The organism is Streptomyces smaragdinus, from assembly GCF_009604385.1.
GTDB lineage: Bacteria > Actinomycetota > Actinomycetes > Streptomycetales > Streptomycetaceae > Streptomyces > Streptomyces smaragdinus.
In genome coordinates this window covers 1-16459 of the sequence record NZ_WEGJ01000035.1, presented here as the reverse complement: position 1 = coordinate 16459, position 16459 = coordinate 1, and the positions used below count along the sequence as shown (strand labels likewise).

18 protein-coding genes are annotated in these 16459 nt (G+C 70.9%); 11 read left to right on the top strand and 7 right to left on the bottom strand.

What is annotated here, in order from left to right; translation table 11 throughout:
* Window position 1 precedes the first annotated feature (1 nt).
* A complete protein-coding gene (locus SRB5_RS28615; protein WP_153456354.1) occupies window positions 2-520 on the bottom strand; it encodes a GNAT family N-acetyltransferase in 519 nt (172 codons plus the stop codon).
* 149 nt (window positions 521-669) lie between these two features.
* Between SRB5_RS28615 and SRB5_RS28610 the strand changes: the two genes are divergently transcribed.
* The 5 genes from SRB5_RS28610 (at window position 670) to SRB5_RS28590 (ending at window position 5596) form a co-directional block, all read left to right on the top strand.
* Window positions 670-1521, top strand: a complete 852-nt coding sequence (locus SRB5_RS28610; protein ID WP_323378643.1) for a phosphatidylinositol-specific phospholipase C/glycerophosphodiester phosphodiesterase family protein — start codon at window positions 670-672, stop codon at window positions 1519-1521.
* Between the two features lie 67 nt (window positions 1522-1588).
* The gene (locus SRB5_RS28605; protein ID WP_323378642.1) at window positions 1589-2554 is read left to right on the top strand and encodes a hypothetical protein; all 966 of its coding nucleotides are present in this window, start codon (window positions 1589-1591) and stop codon (window positions 2552-2554) included.
* A 43-nt stretch (window positions 2555-2597) separates the two neighbouring features.
* On the top strand, window positions 2598-3422 hold the full coding sequence (gene prcB / locus SRB5_RS28600; protein WP_153456353.1) for a proteasome subunit beta: 825 nt from the start codon (window positions 2598-2600) through the stop codon (window positions 3420-3422).
* A 5-nt stretch (window positions 3423-3427) separates the two neighbouring features.
* A complete protein-coding gene (locus SRB5_RS28595) occupies window positions 3428-4360 on the top strand; it encodes an aminoglycoside phosphotransferase family protein (RefSeq protein WP_323378641.1) in 933 nt (310 codons plus the stop codon).
* A 72-nt stretch (window positions 4361-4432) separates the two neighbouring features.
* On the top strand, window positions 4433-5596 hold the full coding sequence (locus SRB5_RS28590; RefSeq protein WP_153456352.1) for a lactate 2-monooxygenase: 1164 nt from the start codon (window positions 4433-4435) through the stop codon (window positions 5594-5596).
* On the opposite strand, the gene SRB5_RS28585 is transcribed toward SRB5_RS28590, so the two are convergent.
* The 3 genes from SRB5_RS28585 to SRB5_RS28575 form a co-directional block, all read right to left on the bottom strand.
* Window positions 5529-6461 (bottom strand): bile acid:sodium symporter family protein, encoded by a 933-nt coding sequence (locus tag SRB5_RS28585; RefSeq protein WP_323378640.1) that lies wholly within the window; start codon window positions 6459-6461, stop codon window positions 5529-5531. The genes SRB5_RS28590 and SRB5_RS28585 overlap by 68 nt on opposite strands.
* A 52-nt stretch (window positions 6462-6513) precedes the next feature.
* Window positions 6514-6966, bottom strand: a complete 453-nt coding sequence (locus tag SRB5_RS28580; protein WP_153456351.1) for an NUDIX hydrolase — start codon at window positions 6964-6966, stop codon at window positions 6514-6516.
* Between the two features lie 78 nt (window positions 6967-7044).
* Window positions 7045-7947, bottom strand: coding sequence for a GNAT family N-acetyltransferase (locus tag SRB5_RS28575; protein WP_323378639.1), 903 nt, complete (start codon window positions 7945-7947; stop codon window positions 7045-7047).
* A gap of 292 nt (window positions 7948-8239) precedes the next feature.
* Between SRB5_RS28575 and SRB5_RS28570 the strand changes: the two genes are divergently transcribed.
* Window positions 8240-8869, top strand: coding sequence for a class I SAM-dependent methyltransferase (locus SRB5_RS28570; protein ID WP_153456349.1), 630 nt, complete (start codon window positions 8240-8242; stop codon window positions 8867-8869).
* A 19-nt stretch (window positions 8870-8888) separates the two neighbouring features.
* On the opposite strand, the gene SRB5_RS28565 is transcribed toward SRB5_RS28570, so the two are convergent.
* The 3 genes from SRB5_RS28565 to SRB5_RS28555 all read right to left on the bottom strand — a co-directional run bounded on the left by SRB5_RS28565 (window position 8889) and on the right by SRB5_RS28555 (window position 11060).
* A complete protein-coding gene (locus SRB5_RS28565; protein WP_153456348.1) occupies window positions 8889-9224 on the bottom strand; it encodes a hypothetical protein in 336 nt (111 codons plus the stop codon).
* A 105-nt stretch (window positions 9225-9329) separates the two neighbouring features.
* Window positions 9330-10637, bottom strand: coding sequence for a UDP-N-acetylglucosamine 1-carboxyvinyltransferase (gene murA, locus SRB5_RS28560; RefSeq protein ID WP_153456347.1), 1308 nt, complete (start codon window positions 10635-10637; stop codon window positions 9330-9332).
* Window positions 10638-10670: 33 nt separating this feature from the next.
* On the bottom strand, window positions 10671-11060 hold the full coding sequence (locus SRB5_RS28555; protein WP_153456346.1) for an ATP-binding protein: 390 nt from the start codon (window positions 11058-11060) through the stop codon (window positions 10671-10673).
* A gap of 167 nt (window positions 11061-11227) precedes the next feature.
* Here SRB5_RS28555 and SRB5_RS28550 point away from each other — a divergent pair, with 167 nt between their 5' ends.
* The 5 genes from SRB5_RS28550 to SRB5_RS28530 all read left to right on the top strand — a co-directional run bounded on the left by SRB5_RS28550 (window position 11228) and on the right by SRB5_RS28530 (window position 16353).
* Complete coding sequence (locus SRB5_RS28550; RefSeq protein ID WP_153456345.1) at window positions 11228-12073, top strand: helix-turn-helix domain-containing protein; 846 nt, start codon at window positions 11228-11230, stop codon at window positions 12071-12073.
* Window positions 12070-12252: a DUF397 domain-containing protein gene (locus SRB5_RS28545; RefSeq protein WP_153456344.1), complete on the top strand. Its 183-nt coding sequence runs from the start codon at window positions 12070-12072 to the stop codon at window positions 12250-12252. The genes SRB5_RS28550 and SRB5_RS28545 overlap by 4 nt, the downstream gene beginning before the upstream one ends.
* A 7-nt stretch (window positions 12253-12259) precedes the next feature.
* The gene (locus tag SRB5_RS28540; protein WP_153456343.1) at window positions 12260-12460 is read left to right on the top strand and encodes a DUF397 domain-containing protein; all 201 of its coding nucleotides are present in this window, start codon (window positions 12260-12262) and stop codon (window positions 12458-12460) included.
* A 534-nt stretch (window positions 12461-12994) separates the two neighbouring features.
* A complete protein-coding gene (locus tag SRB5_RS28535; RefSeq protein ID WP_228390525.1) occupies window positions 12995-14542 on the top strand; it encodes a hypothetical protein in 1548 nt (515 codons plus the stop codon).
* A gap of 35 nt (window positions 14543-14577) precedes the next feature.
* Entirely contained in the window at window positions 14578-16353 is a 1776-nt protein-coding gene (locus SRB5_RS28530; protein ID WP_153456342.1) for a DNRLRE domain-containing protein, read from the top strand.
* The last annotated feature ends 106 nt before the right edge of the window (window positions 16354-16459 follow it).

Below are 16459 nucleotides of genomic sequence, written 5' to 3'. Positions count from 1 at the left end.
CTCACACCCGCGTCCCGAGCACCTGCCCCGGCCACGGCGCCAGCCCCTCGCGCTCCACCGTGAACGACTCCGCCCGCCGGAACCCCAGCGCCTCGTACCGCCGGACCAGCGCCTGATCGTCGCCCGCGTAACAGTCCACCCGCAGCAGCGAGATCCCCCGCCGCACCGCCTCCTCCCGGGCGTCCGCGACCAGCGCCGCGCCTATCCCGCCGCCCTTGAGCGCCCGGTCGGTGAGCAGCAGCCGTATGTACAGCTCCCGCTCCGCCGCCGGGGACACCGACTCCGGCGGCTCCTCGACGAGCACGCACACCCCGACGGCCCGCCCGTCGTCCGTCTCCGCCACGCGGACGGTCATGTCCCGGGCGTACTCCTCGAAATGCTCCCGACGGGCGGGGCTCTCCGACGCGAGGCTCGTCCCCCACTGCCCCGTCCGGCCGAGTCCGGCCAGCCAGCGCACCGCGCCGTCGAAGAGCTCGATCATCACCGCCGAGTCGGCGGGTCCTCCGGTACGGATCTTCATCCCGCCGTTCTATCAGCGTCCCCCGACGGAAACGACGGGTGACAGCCTCAGGAATTTCCTGCGCGTATCCCTCAAGTGAGCGCGAGGGACGTCATCCTGAGGGACAGCTGTTCCGTACGAGCCACCGCGAACCAGGGGAGGAAACACCCGTGTACCGACCCACCCGCCGCCAGGCCGTCGCCGCCTTCTCCGCCGCCGCCGCAGGCGCCGTCCTGCTGCCCGGCACCGCCCGCGCCGCCGGCCCCGCCCCGCTGCGCCGGGCCCACGCGCACAACGACTACCTCCACGAGCGGCCGTTACTCGACGCCCTCGCCCACAACTTCACCTCCGTCGAGGCGGACGTCTTCCTCCGCGACGGACAGCTCCTCGTCGCGCACGAGGAGGCCGCCCTCGACCCCACCCGCACCCTGCAGAGCCTCTACCTCGACCCGCTCGCCCGCCGGATCGCCCGCAACCGCGGCAGCGTGTACGCCGGTTACCACCGCCCGCTGCAGCTGCTCGTCGACATCAAGGACCTGGGCGAGCCCACGTACCTCGAGCTCTCCCGCGTACTGCGCCGCTACCGGGGCCTGTTCAGCCACGCCGTCGACGGCCGCGTCCAGCCGCGCGCCGTCACCGCCGTGATCTCCGGCGACCGGGCCGCCCGGATCCCGATGGAGGCCGAGCACGTGCGCTACGCCTTCTACGACGGCCGCTACGAGGACCTCCCCACCGACGTCCCCGCGTCCTTCATCCCCCTGCTCAGCGCCAGCTGGTCCAGCGCCTTCACCTGGCAGGGCGCCGGCCCCATGCCCGCCGCCGAACGGGAGGCCCTGCGCTCGGTCGTCGCGCTCGCCCACTCCAAGGGGCAGCGGGTACGGTTCTGGGCCACCCCCGACCTGCCGGGACCGGAGCGCGACGCGGTGTGGCGGGAGCTGCTGGCCGCCGACGTCGACCATCTCAACTCCGACGATCTGGCGGGGCTGGAGACCTTCCTGCGGGCGGCGGACACGGTCCGCTGAACGGGTAGCCGACCCCCCTCGCGGGTAGGATCGGAGCCGGAAGATCGCGCGTGGAAGGGGGAGCGCCGTGGGGATATTCCGCCGTAACAGGGGACGGCAACGGGACGGTCGTGAGGTGCCGCGTGACGACGCCTTCGAGTTCTTCTCCGTGCACGAGGGCGCGCTCTTCCGGCGCACCGTCCGCGAGGCGTTCGCCGAGCACGGGCTGGAGGTGACGCTCTACGCCCAGCACGCGGCGGACAACACGGGCCGCCAGTTCGGCCTCGGCAACCTCGCGGCGACCTGCCACCACGACGACCGGGGCCGGCGGCTGTGGCCGCAGCTGATCCGGCGGCACATCTCCGTCCTGCTGCGCACCCTGGACGGCCCCTCCGCACTCGACACGATGCCGGCGGAGCAACTGCTGCGCCGCGTCTATCCGCGGATCGTCGACTCCGACCTCCTCGACCGCGGCCACTTCGGCTACGCCCGTCCGCTCACGCCCGGCCTGTGCGAGGTGCTCGCCCTCGACCTGCCGGACAGCGTGATGCTGCTCAACGACGAATCGCTGGAGCCCCTCGGCGGGGTGCACGCGCTGCGCGCACAGGCGGTCCGCAATCTGCGGTCGCTGCCCGTCGAGGGCCACGAGGCGGTCGAGCAGGACGACGGACAGCGGTTCCACGTGGTGATGGGCGACTCGTTCTTCACCGCCAGCCGGGTGCTCGTACTCGACGAGCTGGTCCAGCAGGTCACCGGCCGGCCGCTCGGCCCCGACGGGGCGCTGGTCGCGATGCCGTTCCGGCACCAGCTGGTGTTCCATCCCATCGAGGACATCAGCGTGATCGCCAGCCTCGGCGGCATCGCCCGCTACGCCGCGGCGGGCCACGAGGACGCCGTCGGACCGGTCAGCCCGCATCTGTTCTGGTGGCGTGCGGGCGAGCTCGTCCAGCTCAGCGAACTCGACGAGGGCACCCTCACGGTGACGGTCGGCGCCGACTTCCAGGACGTCCTCGAACGCCTCGCGGAGCAGGCCGAGGGCGGCCGGGAGGGCTGACGTAGGGTGCGAAGGGTCTGACACCGCGACGCGAAGGAGCGCCATGGAGGGGGACAGCACGCTGCCGCCGGAGTTCTTCGGGGCCGGATCGTCGTTCACGGAGTTCCTGGGCGCCCGCGCGCCGGGGCTGCTGCCGTGGAACCGGCCGCGGCCCGCCGGGTCGTTCGAGGTGCCGCACGGGACGACGATCGTCGCGCTGCGGTACGCGGACGGGGCGCTGATCGCGGGGGACCGGCGGGTCACCATGGGCAACATGATCGCCAACCGGCGGTACGAGAAGGTCTTCCAGGCGGACGAGTTCACCGCCGTGGGCGTCGCCGGATCGACCGGTGTGGCGGAGGAGATGTACGGGCTGCTGCGGATGGAGCTCGCGCACTACGAGAAGATCGAGGGCGTCGCCCTGTCCCTCGAGGGCAAGGCGAACCGCCTCGCCACCCTCATCCGCGGCAACATCGGGGCTGCCATGCAGGGTCTCGCCGTCGTCCCCCTGCTCGCCGGGTACGACGAGCGTGCCGGACGCGGCCGGATCTACTCGTACTTCGTCGACGGCATGCGCTGCGAGGAGCACGACTTCGCGGCCACCGGCTCCGGTTCGGTCTTCGCCCTCGGCGCGGTCAAGAAGCTCTACCGCCCCGGCCTGGCGGAGACACAGGCCGCCACGCTGGCCGTCCAGGCGCTGTACGACGCCGCCGACGACGACTCCGCGACGGGCGGCCCCGACCTGACCCGCCGCCTCTACCCGTCGCTGGCGGCCGTCACCGCCGACGGCTTCCGGCGGCTGCCGGAGGAGGAGGTCGCCGGGATCGCGCGCGGCGTGGTCGAGGGACGGCGGGAACGGCCCGACGGACCGGGCGCGCCCGTACTCTGACCCGGGTGACCGATCTTTTCCCGCCCGACCTTCCCGTGTTCACCGGGCTCGGCCGGCGCGAGCCCCGCGCCCGGCAGTGGCTCGACGCACTGCCCGCGCTCGTCGGGAAGTACCGGGACGCCTGGTCGCTGAGGCTCGGCCGCCCCTTCCGCGGCGGCAGCGTCTCCTGGGTGGCGCCCGCGGAGACGGCCGACGGCACCCACGCCGTGTTCAAGCTGTCCTGGCCGCACCCCGAGGCCGCCGCGGAGGCCGAGGGCCTGCGGATCTGGGACGGCCACGGAGCCATCCGCGTGCTGCGTGAGGAGCCCGCCGACTACGCCCTGCTGCTCGAGCGCTGTGTCCCCGGCGACGAGCTGGCCGAGGCCGGCCACCTCCCGGCGGAGGACCGGCTGCGATACGGCGCCGAGGTGCTGCGCGACCTGTGGGGCGTCCCCGTCCCGGACGGCCACCGCCTGCCGCTCCTCGCCGAGGTCACCGCCGGCTGGGCGGACCTGGTGGAGGAACGCCGGGACCGGCTGCGCCCCGGCTACGACCCCGGCCTCGTCGCCCACGGCGCCGCGCTGCTGCGGGAACTGCCCGCCACGGCCGCCCGTACGGCCGTCGTGCACGGCGACTTCAACCCCGGCAACGTACTGGCCGCCGAACGCCGCCCGTGGCTGGCGATCGACGCCAAGCCGATGGCGGGGGACCCGGCGTACGACGTGTACCCCCTGCTGGAGCAGATCGACGATCCGTACGCGCACCCCGCCCCGGCCCAGGTCGTCGCCCGGCGCTTCGCCCTGCTGGCCGGTGAGCTCGGCGAGGACGCCGCCCGGCTGCGGGCGTGGGCCGTCGCCCGGCGGGTCGAGACGGCGCTGTGGCTGGCGGATCACGGCGACACCGCCGGGGGAGCGGCGGTCATGGGGGAGGCCCGGCTCATCGCGGACCTCGGCGACTGACACCCGTACCGCCGGGTAGCCAAAGCCCCCACCGTGACCCAGAATCTCCCTGCGACCAGGGAGGAGCCACCCATGACCCAGCCGTTCGCCGACTACCAGCCCGAGATCTACCTCAACGGGCTCGCCGAGCAGACCCCGCCCTTCACCACCGACCCCACCGCGCTGGACGCGGCGGCCCGCGAGGTCCTCGACGACGGCCCGTACTGGTACGTCGCCGGGTCGGCCGGCTCCGGGGCCACGGACCGGGCCAACCGCGAGGCGTTCGACCGCCGCCGCCTGATCCCCCGCATGCTCACCGGCGCCACCGAACGCAGCCTGCGGACGACCGTCCTCGGCCAAGAACTGGCCGCCCCCGTCCTGCTCGCCCCCATCGGCGTCCAGAGCATCCTCCACGACGACGGCGAACTGGCCACCGCCCGTGCCGCCGCGAGCGTCGGGGTCCCGATGATCCTGTCCACGGCCTCCTCCCACAGCATCGAGGACGTCGCGGCGGCGAGCGGCACGGGCCCCCGCTGGTACCAGCTCTACTGGCCCAACGACGACGACCTCACCGTCAGCCTCCTCGACCGCGCGAAGAAGAACGGCTACACCGCCCTCGTCGTCACCCTCGACACCTGGACCCTCGCCTGGCGCCCGCACGACCTCGACCTGTCGTACCTCCCGTTCATCCGCGGCGTCGGCTGCGCCGTCACGTTCTCCGACCCCGTCTTCCGCGCCGGGCTCGAGAAGTCGCCGGAGGAGGACCTGATGGCGGCGGTGCTCACATGGGTGCCGCTGTACACCGGCACCGACAAGACGTGGGACCGGCTGCCGTTCCTGCGCGAGCACTGGGACGGCCCCATCGTGCTGAAGGGCATCCAGCACCCCGACGACGCCCGCCGCGCCGCCGACGCCGGGATGGACGGCATCGTCGTGTCGAACCACGGCGGCCGTCAGGTGGACGGCGCGATCGCCTCCCTCGACGCGCTGCCGGAGATCGTGGCGGCCGTCGGCGACCGGATCGACGTCCTCTTCGACTCGGGCGTACGCACCGGGGCGGACGTCCTGAAGGCCCTCGCCCTCGGTGCGAAGGCGGTGCTCTACGGCCGCCCCTTCGCGTACGGGCTGGCGCTCGGCGGGGAGGACGGCGTACGGCACGTCCTGCGGAGCCTCCTCGCCGACCTGGACCTCACTCTGGGACTGTCAGGCCATCGGACGCCCGCGGAGCTGCGTCCGGGAGATCTGACCCCGCGGTGACCGGGCCGCCGAGCCGCCGCAGCAGGAAACCGGTGCCCAGCGCCATCCCGAACATGAGCACCGCGTACACCGCCGACGGGATGGCGATCCGGGTGCTGTCCAGGAGCGACGGGCTGAGCGCGATGGCCAGCGACAGGGTGGTGTTGTGCATGCCCACCTCGAAGCAGCACGCCACCGACTGCCGGTGCCCCGCCCGCGCCAGGCGCGTCGCCCCGTAACCGGTCGCCAGCGACACCGCGCCGAACAGGAACACCACGAGACCGGCGTCCCGCAGATAGCCGGTGACGTTGTTCCGCTCGGCGGCTACCGCCCCGATGACGACCACGACGAGCGCGGCCACCGCGACGACCTTCACCAGCCGCTCGGTACGCTCCGCGAACCCCGGCCGCCGCTCACGCACCAGCATGCCGAGGGCAACGGGCACCAGCACCACCAGGAACACCTGCACCGTCTTGTCGAACCGCAGCCCCAGCGCCTGGTCGGTGCCCGCCATGAAGTGGGCGAGGGAGAGGTTCACGACGAGCGGCAGCGTGAAGACGGCGACCACCGAATTGATCGCCGTCAGCGTGATGTTCAGCGCGACGTCCCCGCCGAAGAGATGGCTGAAGATGTTCGCCATCGTGCCCCCGGGGGACGCCGCCAGCAGCATCATCCCGACGGCGAGCTCCCCGGGCAGGCCGAAGGCCAGCACCAGCCCCAGACAGGCCGCCGGAAGCAGCAGCAGCTGGCAGCCGAGGGCGACCGCCACGGCGCGCGGGTACGCGGTGATCCGCCGGAAGTCGGCGACGGACAGTCCGAGGCCGAGGCCGAACATGATGACGGCGAGGACGACGGGCAGCAGATAGGTCGTGAGCGGAGAGTCCACAGGGACAGGCTGCGGGTGCCGGCCCCGAATGTCTACGGGCCGGCCCCGGCCGTCAGAGGTGCACGGGCTGTGCCGGGAGCGCGGCGAGGAGCTGCGGCAGGCTCGGCGGCCACAGGTCCTCCGTCGCGGCGGCGAGTTCGGCGGGGGTCCACCAGCGCCAGCCGATGATGTTGTCCTCGCCGTGCCGGGCGATCGCCTCCGGGGTGGGCTCGCGGCGCGGACCCGCGGAGAGATAGATGTGCTCGAACTGCCGTACGGGGACGCCCTGACGGGTGAAGTCGTGCTCCCAGGTGCACAGCAGGGGTCCGGGCGTCAGATCCGTCCACCCCGTCTCCTCGACGACCTCGCGCATCGCCCCGTCGACGTACGACTCCCCGTCCTCGAGCCCGCCGCCGGGCATCGCCCAGTAGACGGGGATCTCGCCGGCGGGATAGCGGAAGAGGAACACCGCCCCCTCGGGGTCGAGGACGGCGAGGCGGGCGGCGGTGCGGGGTATGCGCTCCATGAAGATCATTGTACGGGTGGGTAGTTCAATGTGCCCGAACGGGACCCGGACCTCGGGCTGAGGTCCGGGCCCGTCGGCCTAGATCATGAAGTACCGCTCCTGGATGACCGGATACCCGGCCTTCTCGAAGTTCCGCGCCATCGGCCGATTGCCGAAGTCCGTCGAGGCGACGATCTTCTCGACGCCCTGCGCGGCGAGCACGTGTGTCGTCTCGACCAGCAGGTCGTACGCGTACCCGTGGCCCCGCTGCGCCGGTACGACGCCGATGAAGCCGACCATGGCGTTGGTGTAGTTGCGGGCGGGGATGTGCAGCCCCACCAGCTCCCCGTCGGGCGTGTACGCGACCTGCCACCACTCGCGCGGCGACGGCGCCCAGCGGAAGTAGTCCAGTTCCTCCTGGGCCGCCTGCTCGATGCCGCCCTCACGGATCGCCTTGCGGGCGTGGGCGTCGAGGCTGCCTTCCTCGACCAGGCGCAGCACGTCGAGGATCTTCCCGTCGTCGGGCTCGGCGCGGAACTCCAGCCGCCCCGGCCGCTCCGGGACGCCGCAGCCGGGGGTCCACTCGTACTGGAAGCGCTCGACGAGCAGTTCCATCCCGGCGGCGGCCGCCGCGTCGATCCTGGCCTGCGCGTCGGCCCGTACGACGGGGTCCTCGCGCCAGCGCGGGGGCAGCAGCAGGGCGTACTCGGCGTGCAGCGGCGCCGTACGGAGTATCTCCGCCGCCGCTTCGGCGTCGGTGAAGTCGAACCAGTCCAGGGCGAGGGGCTTTTCGTCGTCCGGGCCGGCCCACCAGGCGGCGCGGGCCACGACGCGGTCGTCCCGCAGGGCGACCCAGCACCAGTCGAGACGGTATTCGCCGCCCTGCGCGACGCTGGCCCACGGGCGGCCGAAGGCGGACTTGCCGAGGGCGGGGTGATCGGGGAGCTGGGTGAAGAGGTGCTCCTCGCCGGCGGCGAGGTGGCGGATGACCAGTTCGGTCACGGGGTTTCCTTCCGGAAGTCGCACGCTCCCGGTGGCCGTGACCGGCCTCAACCCCTGGAGGAACGCCCGAAGAAGGGGCGGGAGCGTGTGGTGTGAGTCGTGGAGTACATCGCGGTCGCCTCCTTCCTGATGATCAAGGGCGTGAGCCACACCCTAGGCGTGGACGTCGGCCGGTGTCCAGCGATTTCGGGGCTCGCCTACGGGATCTCCGTGCGGAATCTCCTCTATTGTCCTCAGGGAGCACTGGCCGAACAGCGACAGGAAGGCGGTGGCGACGGTGCCGCAGCGGTCCATGAGCCATCCGATCTTCGCCCGCTTCTTCGCCTCGGTCGCCGCCCCCGCGCTGACCAAGGCGGGCGTGACGCGATACCGCCGCCGTCTCGTGGAGGGACTGTCCGGCGAGGTGATCGAGATCGGCGCCGGCAACGGCCTGAACTTCCCCCACTATCCGCCGGAGGTGTCCCGCGTGCTGGCGGTCGAGCCCGAGCCCCGGCTGCGCGCCGCCGCCGGACAGGCCGCCCTCGACGCCCCGGTCCCGGTCGATGTCGTCGGCGGACTGGCGGAGCGCATCCCCGCCGAGGACGGCCGGTTCGACGCGGCCGTCGCCTGTCTGACGCTCTGCTCGGTCACCGACCAGGCCGCCGCCCTCGGCGAGCTGTACCGCGTGCTGCGCCCGGGCGGCCGGCTGTGCTTCTTTGAGCACGTACGGGCGGGGACCCCGGGCATGCGCCGGGTGCAGCGCGTACTGGACGCCACGATCTGGCCACCGCTGATGGGCGGCTGCCACACCGGCCGGGACACGGAGGCCGCGATCGAGGCGGCCGGATTCCGGCTGGAGGAACTCGAGGAGTTCGACTTCCCCGAGACGAAGGTCCCGGCACCCGCCGTGGCGCACATCCTGGGGACGGCGATCCGTCCCTGACCGGGTCGGGGGCGGCGGTTCAGCGGATCCGTCGCCGAAGCGCCGCCCGCTCGGCGAGGGCGTCCAGCACCGCCGTGTGCGTCCGGTCCACCGTGATGTCCAGATACACCCCGGCCGCATCGCTCCCGGTGCCGAAGCGGAAGAACGAGCAGCAGTCGCCCTCCCGCCCGGCCAGCTCCCGGACCTGCTCGGCCACCCCCTCGGCGGCCGTCAGCCGCAGCCGCACCGACAGCGGCGCCGGCCGTTCCACCGTCTCCAGCCGCTCGGCGAACAACGCGTCCCACTCGGCCACCCGGAGCGGCTGCTCCGCGGTGGGCAGGGTGCAGGACGTGGGCACCCAGTTCGGATCGGTCATCGTGTGCACTCCCCTCGTCGCAGGGTTCAACGCCCTACGGCGGTGATTCCGTACCCGGTTCCGGCCGAAATCCCGTGCGGCTGTTCTCCGCGACGGCGGGGAGGGCTACGCCTCCCGGCTCCTGAGGTTCAGCCCCAGCGCCCGGAACTGCTCCGCCGGCCGGTGGTACCCGCGCTCGATGTGATGCACCCCGCGCAGCGTCGAACGGCCCTCCGCCACGGACGCCGCCAGCACCGCCGAGAAGCCCGCCCGGATGTCCGGCATGCTGACCTCGCCGCCGCGCAGCTTGCTGACGCCGCGTACGACGGCGGAGTGCACCGCCCCGGTGTCGTGGTAGCGGCAGGCGGGCCCGCCCAGGCAGGTGTCGTACACCTCGATCTCCGCGCCCATCCGCTGCAGCGCGGGGACGTAGGCGAGCCGGTTCTCGTACACCGTCTCGTGCAGTACGGACATGCCCTCCGCCTGCGTGAACAGCACCATCAGCGGCGTCTGCCAGTCCGTCGCGAACCCCGGGTGCGTATCCGTCTGCACCGCGTCGGCCCGCAGCCGGCCGTCCGCCGACGCCATGATCCACTCGTCGGTGATCTCGAACCGCGCGCCCATCCGCGCCAGCGCGGTGATCGGCGTGACGAGACGGTCCTGCGCACACCCGTGCACCCGCACCTCGCCCCCGGTGACCAGCCCCGCGACCAGATACGAGAACGCCTCGATCCGGTCCCCGCCCAGCGTCGTCCGCGCCCCCGTCAGCGACGGCACGCCCTCGACGACGATCCGGCGCTCCGGGCTGAACGAGATCCGCGCCCCCATCCGCTGCAGGAACAGCGCCAGCTCGATGATCTCCGGCTCGGTGGCGGCGTTGCGGATGACGGTGCGGCCCTCGGCCCGTACGGCCGTCAGCAGCACCGTCTCGGTGGCGCCGACGCTCGGGTACGGCAGGTCGATCCGCGTCCCGCGCAGCCGCGCGGCCCGCGCCCGTACGCCGTCGTCCGTCAGCTCCACCTCGGCGCCGAAGGCGCGCAGGGCGTCCAGATGGAAGTCCACCGGCCGCCGCCCGATCGGATCACCGCCGACGAGCGGTACGAACGCCTCACCGGCGAGATGCAGCAGGGGGCCGAGCATCAGGATGGGGATCCGGTTGAGCCCGGTGAACGCCTTGTCGACGCCCGGGTCGGTCACCGTCCCGGGGACGACAGTGATCTCCCCGTCCGTCTGCTCGACGGTCATGCCGACGTGCTCGAGCATCTTGGCGGTGATGCCGACCTCGCCGACGTCGGGAGCGTTGCGTATGACACTCGGCCCGCTCCCGAGCATGGCGGCGACCATGTGCTTGCTGACGGCGTTCTTGGCGCCCCGCACCATGACGTCGCCGCTCAGCGGCCCGGACGGCTCGATGTCCCACAGCTTCTCGCTCATCGTTGCAGCCTACGTGTCCGGAATCCGGCTGATTCATGTGGCGAGCGTCACCCGCACGGTTTTGCCGACGGGAGGGTGCGGAACGATCTCGCGGCTCACGGCGAGAGCATCCACGAGGAGCAGCCCACGGCCGGATTCGGCAGTGAGGTCGGGGACTGCCGCCGTCGGCGGGTGTGTGTCCGGCCGGGGGTCGGTGACTTCCACCGTGTAGGTCGTGCGGTCGTCGGAGGCGGTGACGGTCAGGAGGCCGAGCCTGCCTGCCCGGCGGGCGTGCTGGACGGCGTTCGCGAGCAATTCGCCGGCGACGAGGAGGACGTCGTCGGGCGGGGCGGTCTCGGCGAGCGCGCGGCGGGCGGTGCGGGCGCCGAGGGGCGTGAGGGGGAAGCGGAAGGTCGTCCGCGTGCGGTGGGCGGTGCTGGTCATGGGGAGAGCGTGGCTCGCGGCATGCCGTGGAGGGGAGAGGGGCGCACGGTACGGAGGGTAACTGTCCGGGTGCGTGGCGTGGCGTGTACCGGTGTCCGGGCGTGACGTGGCGGGCGGATGGTCGTTGGCCGGTAAGTCGTGGTTCGGGGTGAGTGGTTGGAGGGCTGATGGCTGAGCCTGAGGGTGAGGTTCTGGCCGGTGAGCTGTATCGGCTCGTGGGCCGCCAGATCAAGGCTGCGCGGGAGCGGGCGGGGCTCACACAGCGGGAGCTGTCGGAGCTGATCGGTTACAGCGAGGAGCTGATCTCGTCGGTCGAACGCGGGCGGCGGGTGCCGCAGCCGGAGTTCCTCGCCGCCGTGGATGATGCGCTGGGGTGCGGTGGGCTGCTCAAGGCGATCTGCGGGGATGTGACGGCGGCGCGGGACCGGGCGCGGGGGCGGGCGCGGCATCCGGTGTGGTTCCGGGACTATGCGCGGCTGGAGCGTGAGGCGACCGAAATCGGGTTCTACAGCACGCTGACGGTGCCTGGGCTGCTTCAGACGGAGAACTACGCGCGGACGATTCTGCTGGCGCGGCAGCCACTGCTCGATGCCGAGACGATCGAGGAGCGGGTCGCGGCCCGGCTGGCGCGTCAGCAGGTGCTGGAGCGGTGGCCGTTGCCCATGGTGACGGTTGTGCTCGATGAGGCTGTGTTGCTCCGTCGGATCGGAGGGCCGGAGGTTCAGCGGGAGCAGCTTGAGTGCCTGTTGCGGATCGGGGCGTTGCGTAATGTCCAGTTGCAGGTGCTGCCCTTGGATTACGATGGACATGCGGGTATGGAAGGGCCGTTCATCCTGATCTACCCAAAGGGGCAGCCACCCGTTGGGTACGGCGAGTTCCAGGATTTCAGCCAGCTTGTCACTGATCCGGACGAGGTCCGCGTGCTTGCTGCGCGCTACGGCAGCATCCGGGCGCAGGCCCTTGCACCCGCTGAGTCACATGCCCTGATCGACCGTTTGCGAGGAGAACTATGAGTCACGACCAGCTGACATGGTTCAAGAGCAGCTACAGCGGTGGCAATGGTGGGGAGTGCGTCGAGGTGGCCTTCGAGAGGGCCGACCGTGTTCATGTCCGTGATTCGAAGGCCGAAGGCTGCGGTCCGGAGCTGGTGTTCACGGCTGAGAGCTGGCAGGCCTTTGTGGCCGGCCTGTGAGGAAGTCATGAGTCACGACCAGCTGACGTGGTTCAAGAGCAGCTACAGCGGTGGCGAGGGCGGCGAGTGCGTCGAGGTGGCCTTCGACGGGGCTGACCGTGTTCGTGTGCGTGACTCGAAGGCCGAGGGCCGCGGTTCGGAGTTGGTGTTCACCGACGACAGTTGGACGGCTTTCGTGACGAGCTTGCGTTCGACGACGGGGGGCTGACCCGCGCAACAGGTTGGATGACCGCCCCTCAGGCAGCCGCTGTGGAGTACGCCGGCTTGGTTCGCTTGAGGGGCTTCGTGCGTTCATTCGTCGCTGGCGTACTTGTCTTGGACCAGGCTACGTCCATGTCGTGGAATGCCTGTTCTGGCGGAGTCCGGGCATGCGCTGGCATGTGCACGATCGTTGACTTTAGCTGATAGATCCGATGTTGCGGGGTGAAGCAGGAATCTCCGATTGTTAAGTGGAGTTGCCGGTCTCAAGCGACTTTGGTGACTATGCGGACAGTAGTTGATCGACTCCTTGACGTAGTTGCGGTGCCGCGCTTTGATCCATCTGCTCGAACAGAGGAGTGCTTCGGCGCGCGTCAGGTTCGATCGCAGTCGTATCCGCATTTGTGCTGCCCGCAGGCGGTTTGCAGCTGGTCGGCACGCTTGAGCCGTCGAAGAGGTTTGCCGCATGCCGCTTGCTGCCGCCCAGCCAGGCCATCGTGCCTGGGCCCTTCGGGGGGGGCCTGGATACCTACGAGTGTGCCTCATGGGCATGCTGATTCTCGCTGCCACGTTGATTCCGGGCGAGGCCCCATCGTCTACGGCGTCGGTGACACCGGCTGCGGCTGATGCTGCCTGCGTCGCCGGAACGGAATCCGACTTCAACGGAGACGGTGTCCGGGACACTGCTGTCGCTGACCCGCTGGCGACGGTGTCGGGACTGACCCGCGCCGGGCTGGTGCGGGTTGTCCTCGGTGGCAGCGGCCAGTCGTTCGAGATCTCCCAGGGTCTGCCCGAGATGGGAGTCAGCCCGGAGGCAAACGACCAGTTCGGGAAGTCGCTCGCATCCTACGACGAGAACGGTGACGGCTGTTCGGACCTGGTCGTGGGTGTCCCGATGGAGGACGTGTCGGTCAGCGGCGTCGACATGCCGGACGCGGGCATGATCCACGTGATCCACGGGACGCCCACCGGTATCGGCCCGGGGTCGACGGTGGTTACGTGGCGGCAGTCAGATCTTGCTCCGGCCACGTCCGTGGAGGCCAACGACTGGTTCGGATGGTCTCTCGCGGCCGGTAAGACGTCGGCCGGACAGCAGTTCCTGGCGGTCGGGGTTCCCGGTGAGAACGTCGGGTCGGCGGTCGACGCCGGCCTGATCCACTACGTGCAGGGCGCGACAAGAACGACAGCGAGCCAGGACGACCCGGGGGTGCCGGGGACGGCCGAGCTGAACGACCGCTTCGGGTATTCCCTCGCTGCGTCGCCCCGTTATCTCGCGGTGGGGGCGCCGGGTGAGGCGATCGGCGAGGAGGCGTTCGCCGGGCTGGCGATCGTGTTCAGTCACACGATTACGAGTGGTGTGCCCACGGCGATTGCCGGTGTCGATCAAAGCGTTGACGGCGTTTCGGGCACGGCGGAGACAGGTGACCAGCTGGGCACGTCGCTGTCCATGGTGGCCTACCGGCCGTCCGGCGCGGCTTCGGAGACGGATGCCCTGCTCGCGGTCGGTGTTCCTGGGGAGGATATCGACCCGGACCCTGCTGACCCTGATGACGCTGCCGACGCCGGCATGGTCCATGTCCTGCAGGTGCCGGCGTCCGGGGCAGTCACGCAGTTGAAGTCCGTGGACCGAAGTGTGGCGGACGTCGAGGGGGACGTGGCTGCGGGGGACTACTTCGGGCAGCGGGTCGCGCTGGCGAACACGGCGCCGGGAACGGTGGGGACGGCGGCGACCGTCCGCCTCGCGGTCGGTGTCCCGGGCCACGATACGGAGTCTGGCGCGGAGGCGGGGGCGGTGCAGGTGTTTCCCGCACTCGGCGACCCAGGCGCCGGCGACCGGATTCTCGTACGGGGCGGCGGCGTGATCCCCGGTGATCCGGGACGGCGGGACTACACCGGGATTTCCCTGATGGCCACGTCGGCGAATCTCTACGTCGGTGTGCCGTTCGGCAAGACGGCCGGTGAGTCCAGGGGAGGCGTGTACGTCCTTCCGTGGACGCTCGTCGACGGCGGGGCCGGCACGGCCACCACGCTGCGGCCCGGGGCCGGCGGCATCCCGGACGACGGTGACACCTTCGGCACGGTGATCCGGTGACCACGTACAAGCGGACTGAGCAGAGTGGAACGCGCATGGGTACCAGCAGACGGCCGCGTCCCCGCATCAGCCGGGGCAAGACAGTCCTGGGTGCGGTGATCGCGATCCTGGCGTCCGGTCTGGCCATGCCGGCGCAGAACGCGACAGCCACCCCGGCCGCGGACGTGAAACCGGCTTCGGCGAAGGCGAAGACCGCGCCGACGGAGGACGCCGCGATGCGGGCCGCGATCCAGAGCGACGCGCCCGTGGAGGTCACGTCGCTGCGCAGTGAGACCAGCGACACCGTCGCCAACCCGGACGGCACGTTCACCGAGCGCCAGTATGTGCAGCCGGTGCGGACGTACAAGAACGGCCGTTGGGCGGCTCTCGACACGACGCTCGTCGAGACGGCCGGGGGAGGCTTCGCGCCCCGGGCGTCGACAACGGCGATGGAGTTCTCGGGCGGCGGCGACCAGGTCCTGGCGACGATGAGGAAGTCCGGAAGGACCATGTCCGTGGGCTGGCCCAGCGAGCTGCCCACGCCCACCGTCGAGGGCGACACGGCCACCTACCCGGTGATGCCGGACGTGGATCTCGTCGTAAAGGCGGACGTCGACGGCTTCTCCCACCTGCTCGTGGTGAAGTCGGCCGAGGCCGCCGCCGATCCGGATCTGGCCGCACTGGAACTTCCGGTGTCAACGGACGGCCTGCGACTCGAGGCCACCGAGAGCGGGGGCATGGTCGCGGAGGACGAGGGTGCCGGCGGGCCGGTGTTCGAGGCTCCCGCACCCAAGATGTGGGACTCCAGCGGCACAGCTCCCGAGGAGCCCTCCGCACGCACCGCTTCTGACGGTGCGGACGGCGGCGACGAGGATTCCGACACCGGGGATGACCCGCTGGACGGTCCCACCGAGGGGGCGAAGGTTGCCGAGGTCGGGCTGGAGGTCGGTGACGGGGTGATGACTCTGACCCCGGACCAGGAACTCCTCACGGGCGATGACACCACCTACCCGCTGTACATCGACCCGGTGGCCAAGACGGCGAACCGGACGGGCTGGGCTATGGTGTCGTCGCACTGGCCCACCAACGAGTACTGGAAGTTCTCCGGTGACGAGGGCGTCGGCAAGTGTCCCGCGGACGTGTCGACCAAGTGCGCGAGCACGAGTGACGTGAAGCGGCAGTTCTATTCGATCCCGACGGCTTCCTTCAAGGGGAAGACGATCATCTCGGCCGAGTTCGCGATCACGATGACGTACGTCTACAACAGCACGCCGCGGGGCGTGAAGCTGGACTGGGTCAACAGCGGATCCGCCAGCGCGATCAACTCCGGGACGAACTGGAACAACCAGCCCGGATACAAGGGGACGGTCGGAACGGAGGAGCCCACGAACCCGGCGGGATCGTGCACGGCTACGAACCAGAACGTCCGTTTCAACGCGGAGAGCGTGGTGCAGAAGGCCGCGAGTAGCGGCTGGGACTACACGACGTTCCGCCTGATGGCTTCGTCGGAGAGCTACGAGTACTGGAAGCGTTTCTGCGGCAACGCGCATCTCGAGGTCACCTACAACCGGCCTCCGAACCAGCCGCTGATGTCGGACCTGGTGATGAACCCGGGCGGCGCGTGCGAGTACGGGAACGCCGGGGCGCACTACACCGACCGGATCCCCACGTTGAGCGCGGTGATCAAGGACCCTGACCATCATGACGCGAGCGGCAGTGATGTGGAGATGCTGCGCGCCCAGTTCCGGGTGTGGTGGCCGTCGGACGCGACCACACCCGGGCCTGTCGCGTGGTTTGTGTATGCCCGGTATGACCGGTTGGCATCAGAGTGACTGGTGCCGGGAAGGATCATCATGGGCAAGGCACGTGGCTCCCACAACAGTTCGGACATCGTACGCACGGGAGCCGAGTTGATGCAGCAGCAGGAGAAGGACGCGG

Excerpts from the sequence above, each read along its gene's own strand:
- SRB5_RS28580 (WP_153456351.1), bottom strand. The coding sequence starts at position 6,966 with ATGGAGCGCATACCCCGCACCGCCGCCCGCCTCGCCGTCCTCGACCCC.
- murA (WP_153456347.1), bottom strand. The coding sequence starts at position 10,637 with ATGAGCGAGAAGCTGTGGGACATCGAGCCGTCCGGGCCGCTGAGCGGC.
- SRB5_RS28545 (WP_153456344.1), top strand. The coding sequence starts at position 12,070 with ATGAGTCACGACCAGCTGACATGGTTCAAGAGCAGCTACAGCGGTGGC.
- SRB5_RS28540 (WP_153456343.1), top strand. The coding sequence starts at position 12,260 with ATGAGTCACGACCAGCTGACGTGGTTCAAGAGCAGCTACAGCGGTGGC.
- SRB5_RS28535 (WP_228390525.1), top strand. The coding sequence starts at position 12,995 with ATGGGCATGCTGATTCTCGCTGCCACGTTGATTCCGGGCGAGGCCCCA.
- SRB5_RS28550 (WP_153456345.1), top strand. The coding sequence starts at position 11,228 with ATGGCTGAGCCTGAGGGTGAGGTTCTGGCCGGTGAGCTGTATCGGCTC.
- SRB5_RS28565 (WP_153456348.1), bottom strand. The coding sequence starts at position 9,224 with ATGACCGATCCGAACTGGGTGCCCACGTCCTGCACCCTGCCCACCGCG.
- SRB5_RS28615 (WP_153456354.1), bottom strand. The coding sequence starts at position 520 with ATGAAGATCCGTACCGGAGGACCCGCCGACTCGGCGGTGATGATCGAG.
- SRB5_RS28570 (WP_153456349.1), top strand. The coding sequence starts at position 8,240 with ATGAGCCATCCGATCTTCGCCCGCTTCTTCGCCTCGGTCGCCGCCCCC.
- SRB5_RS28530 (WP_153456342.1), top strand. The coding sequence starts at position 14,578 with ATGGGTACCAGCAGACGGCCGCGTCCCCGCATCAGCCGGGGCAAGACA.
- prcB (WP_153456353.1), top strand. The coding sequence starts at position 2,598 with ATGGAGGGGGACAGCACGCTGCCGCCGGAGTTCTTCGGGGCCGGATCG.
- SRB5_RS28555 (WP_153456346.1), bottom strand. The coding sequence starts at position 11,060 with ATGACCAGCACCGCCCACCGCACGCGGACGACCTTCCGCTTCCCCCTC.
- SRB5_RS28590 (WP_153456352.1), top strand. The coding sequence starts at position 4,433 with ATGACCCAGCCGTTCGCCGACTACCAGCCCGAGATCTACCTCAACGGG.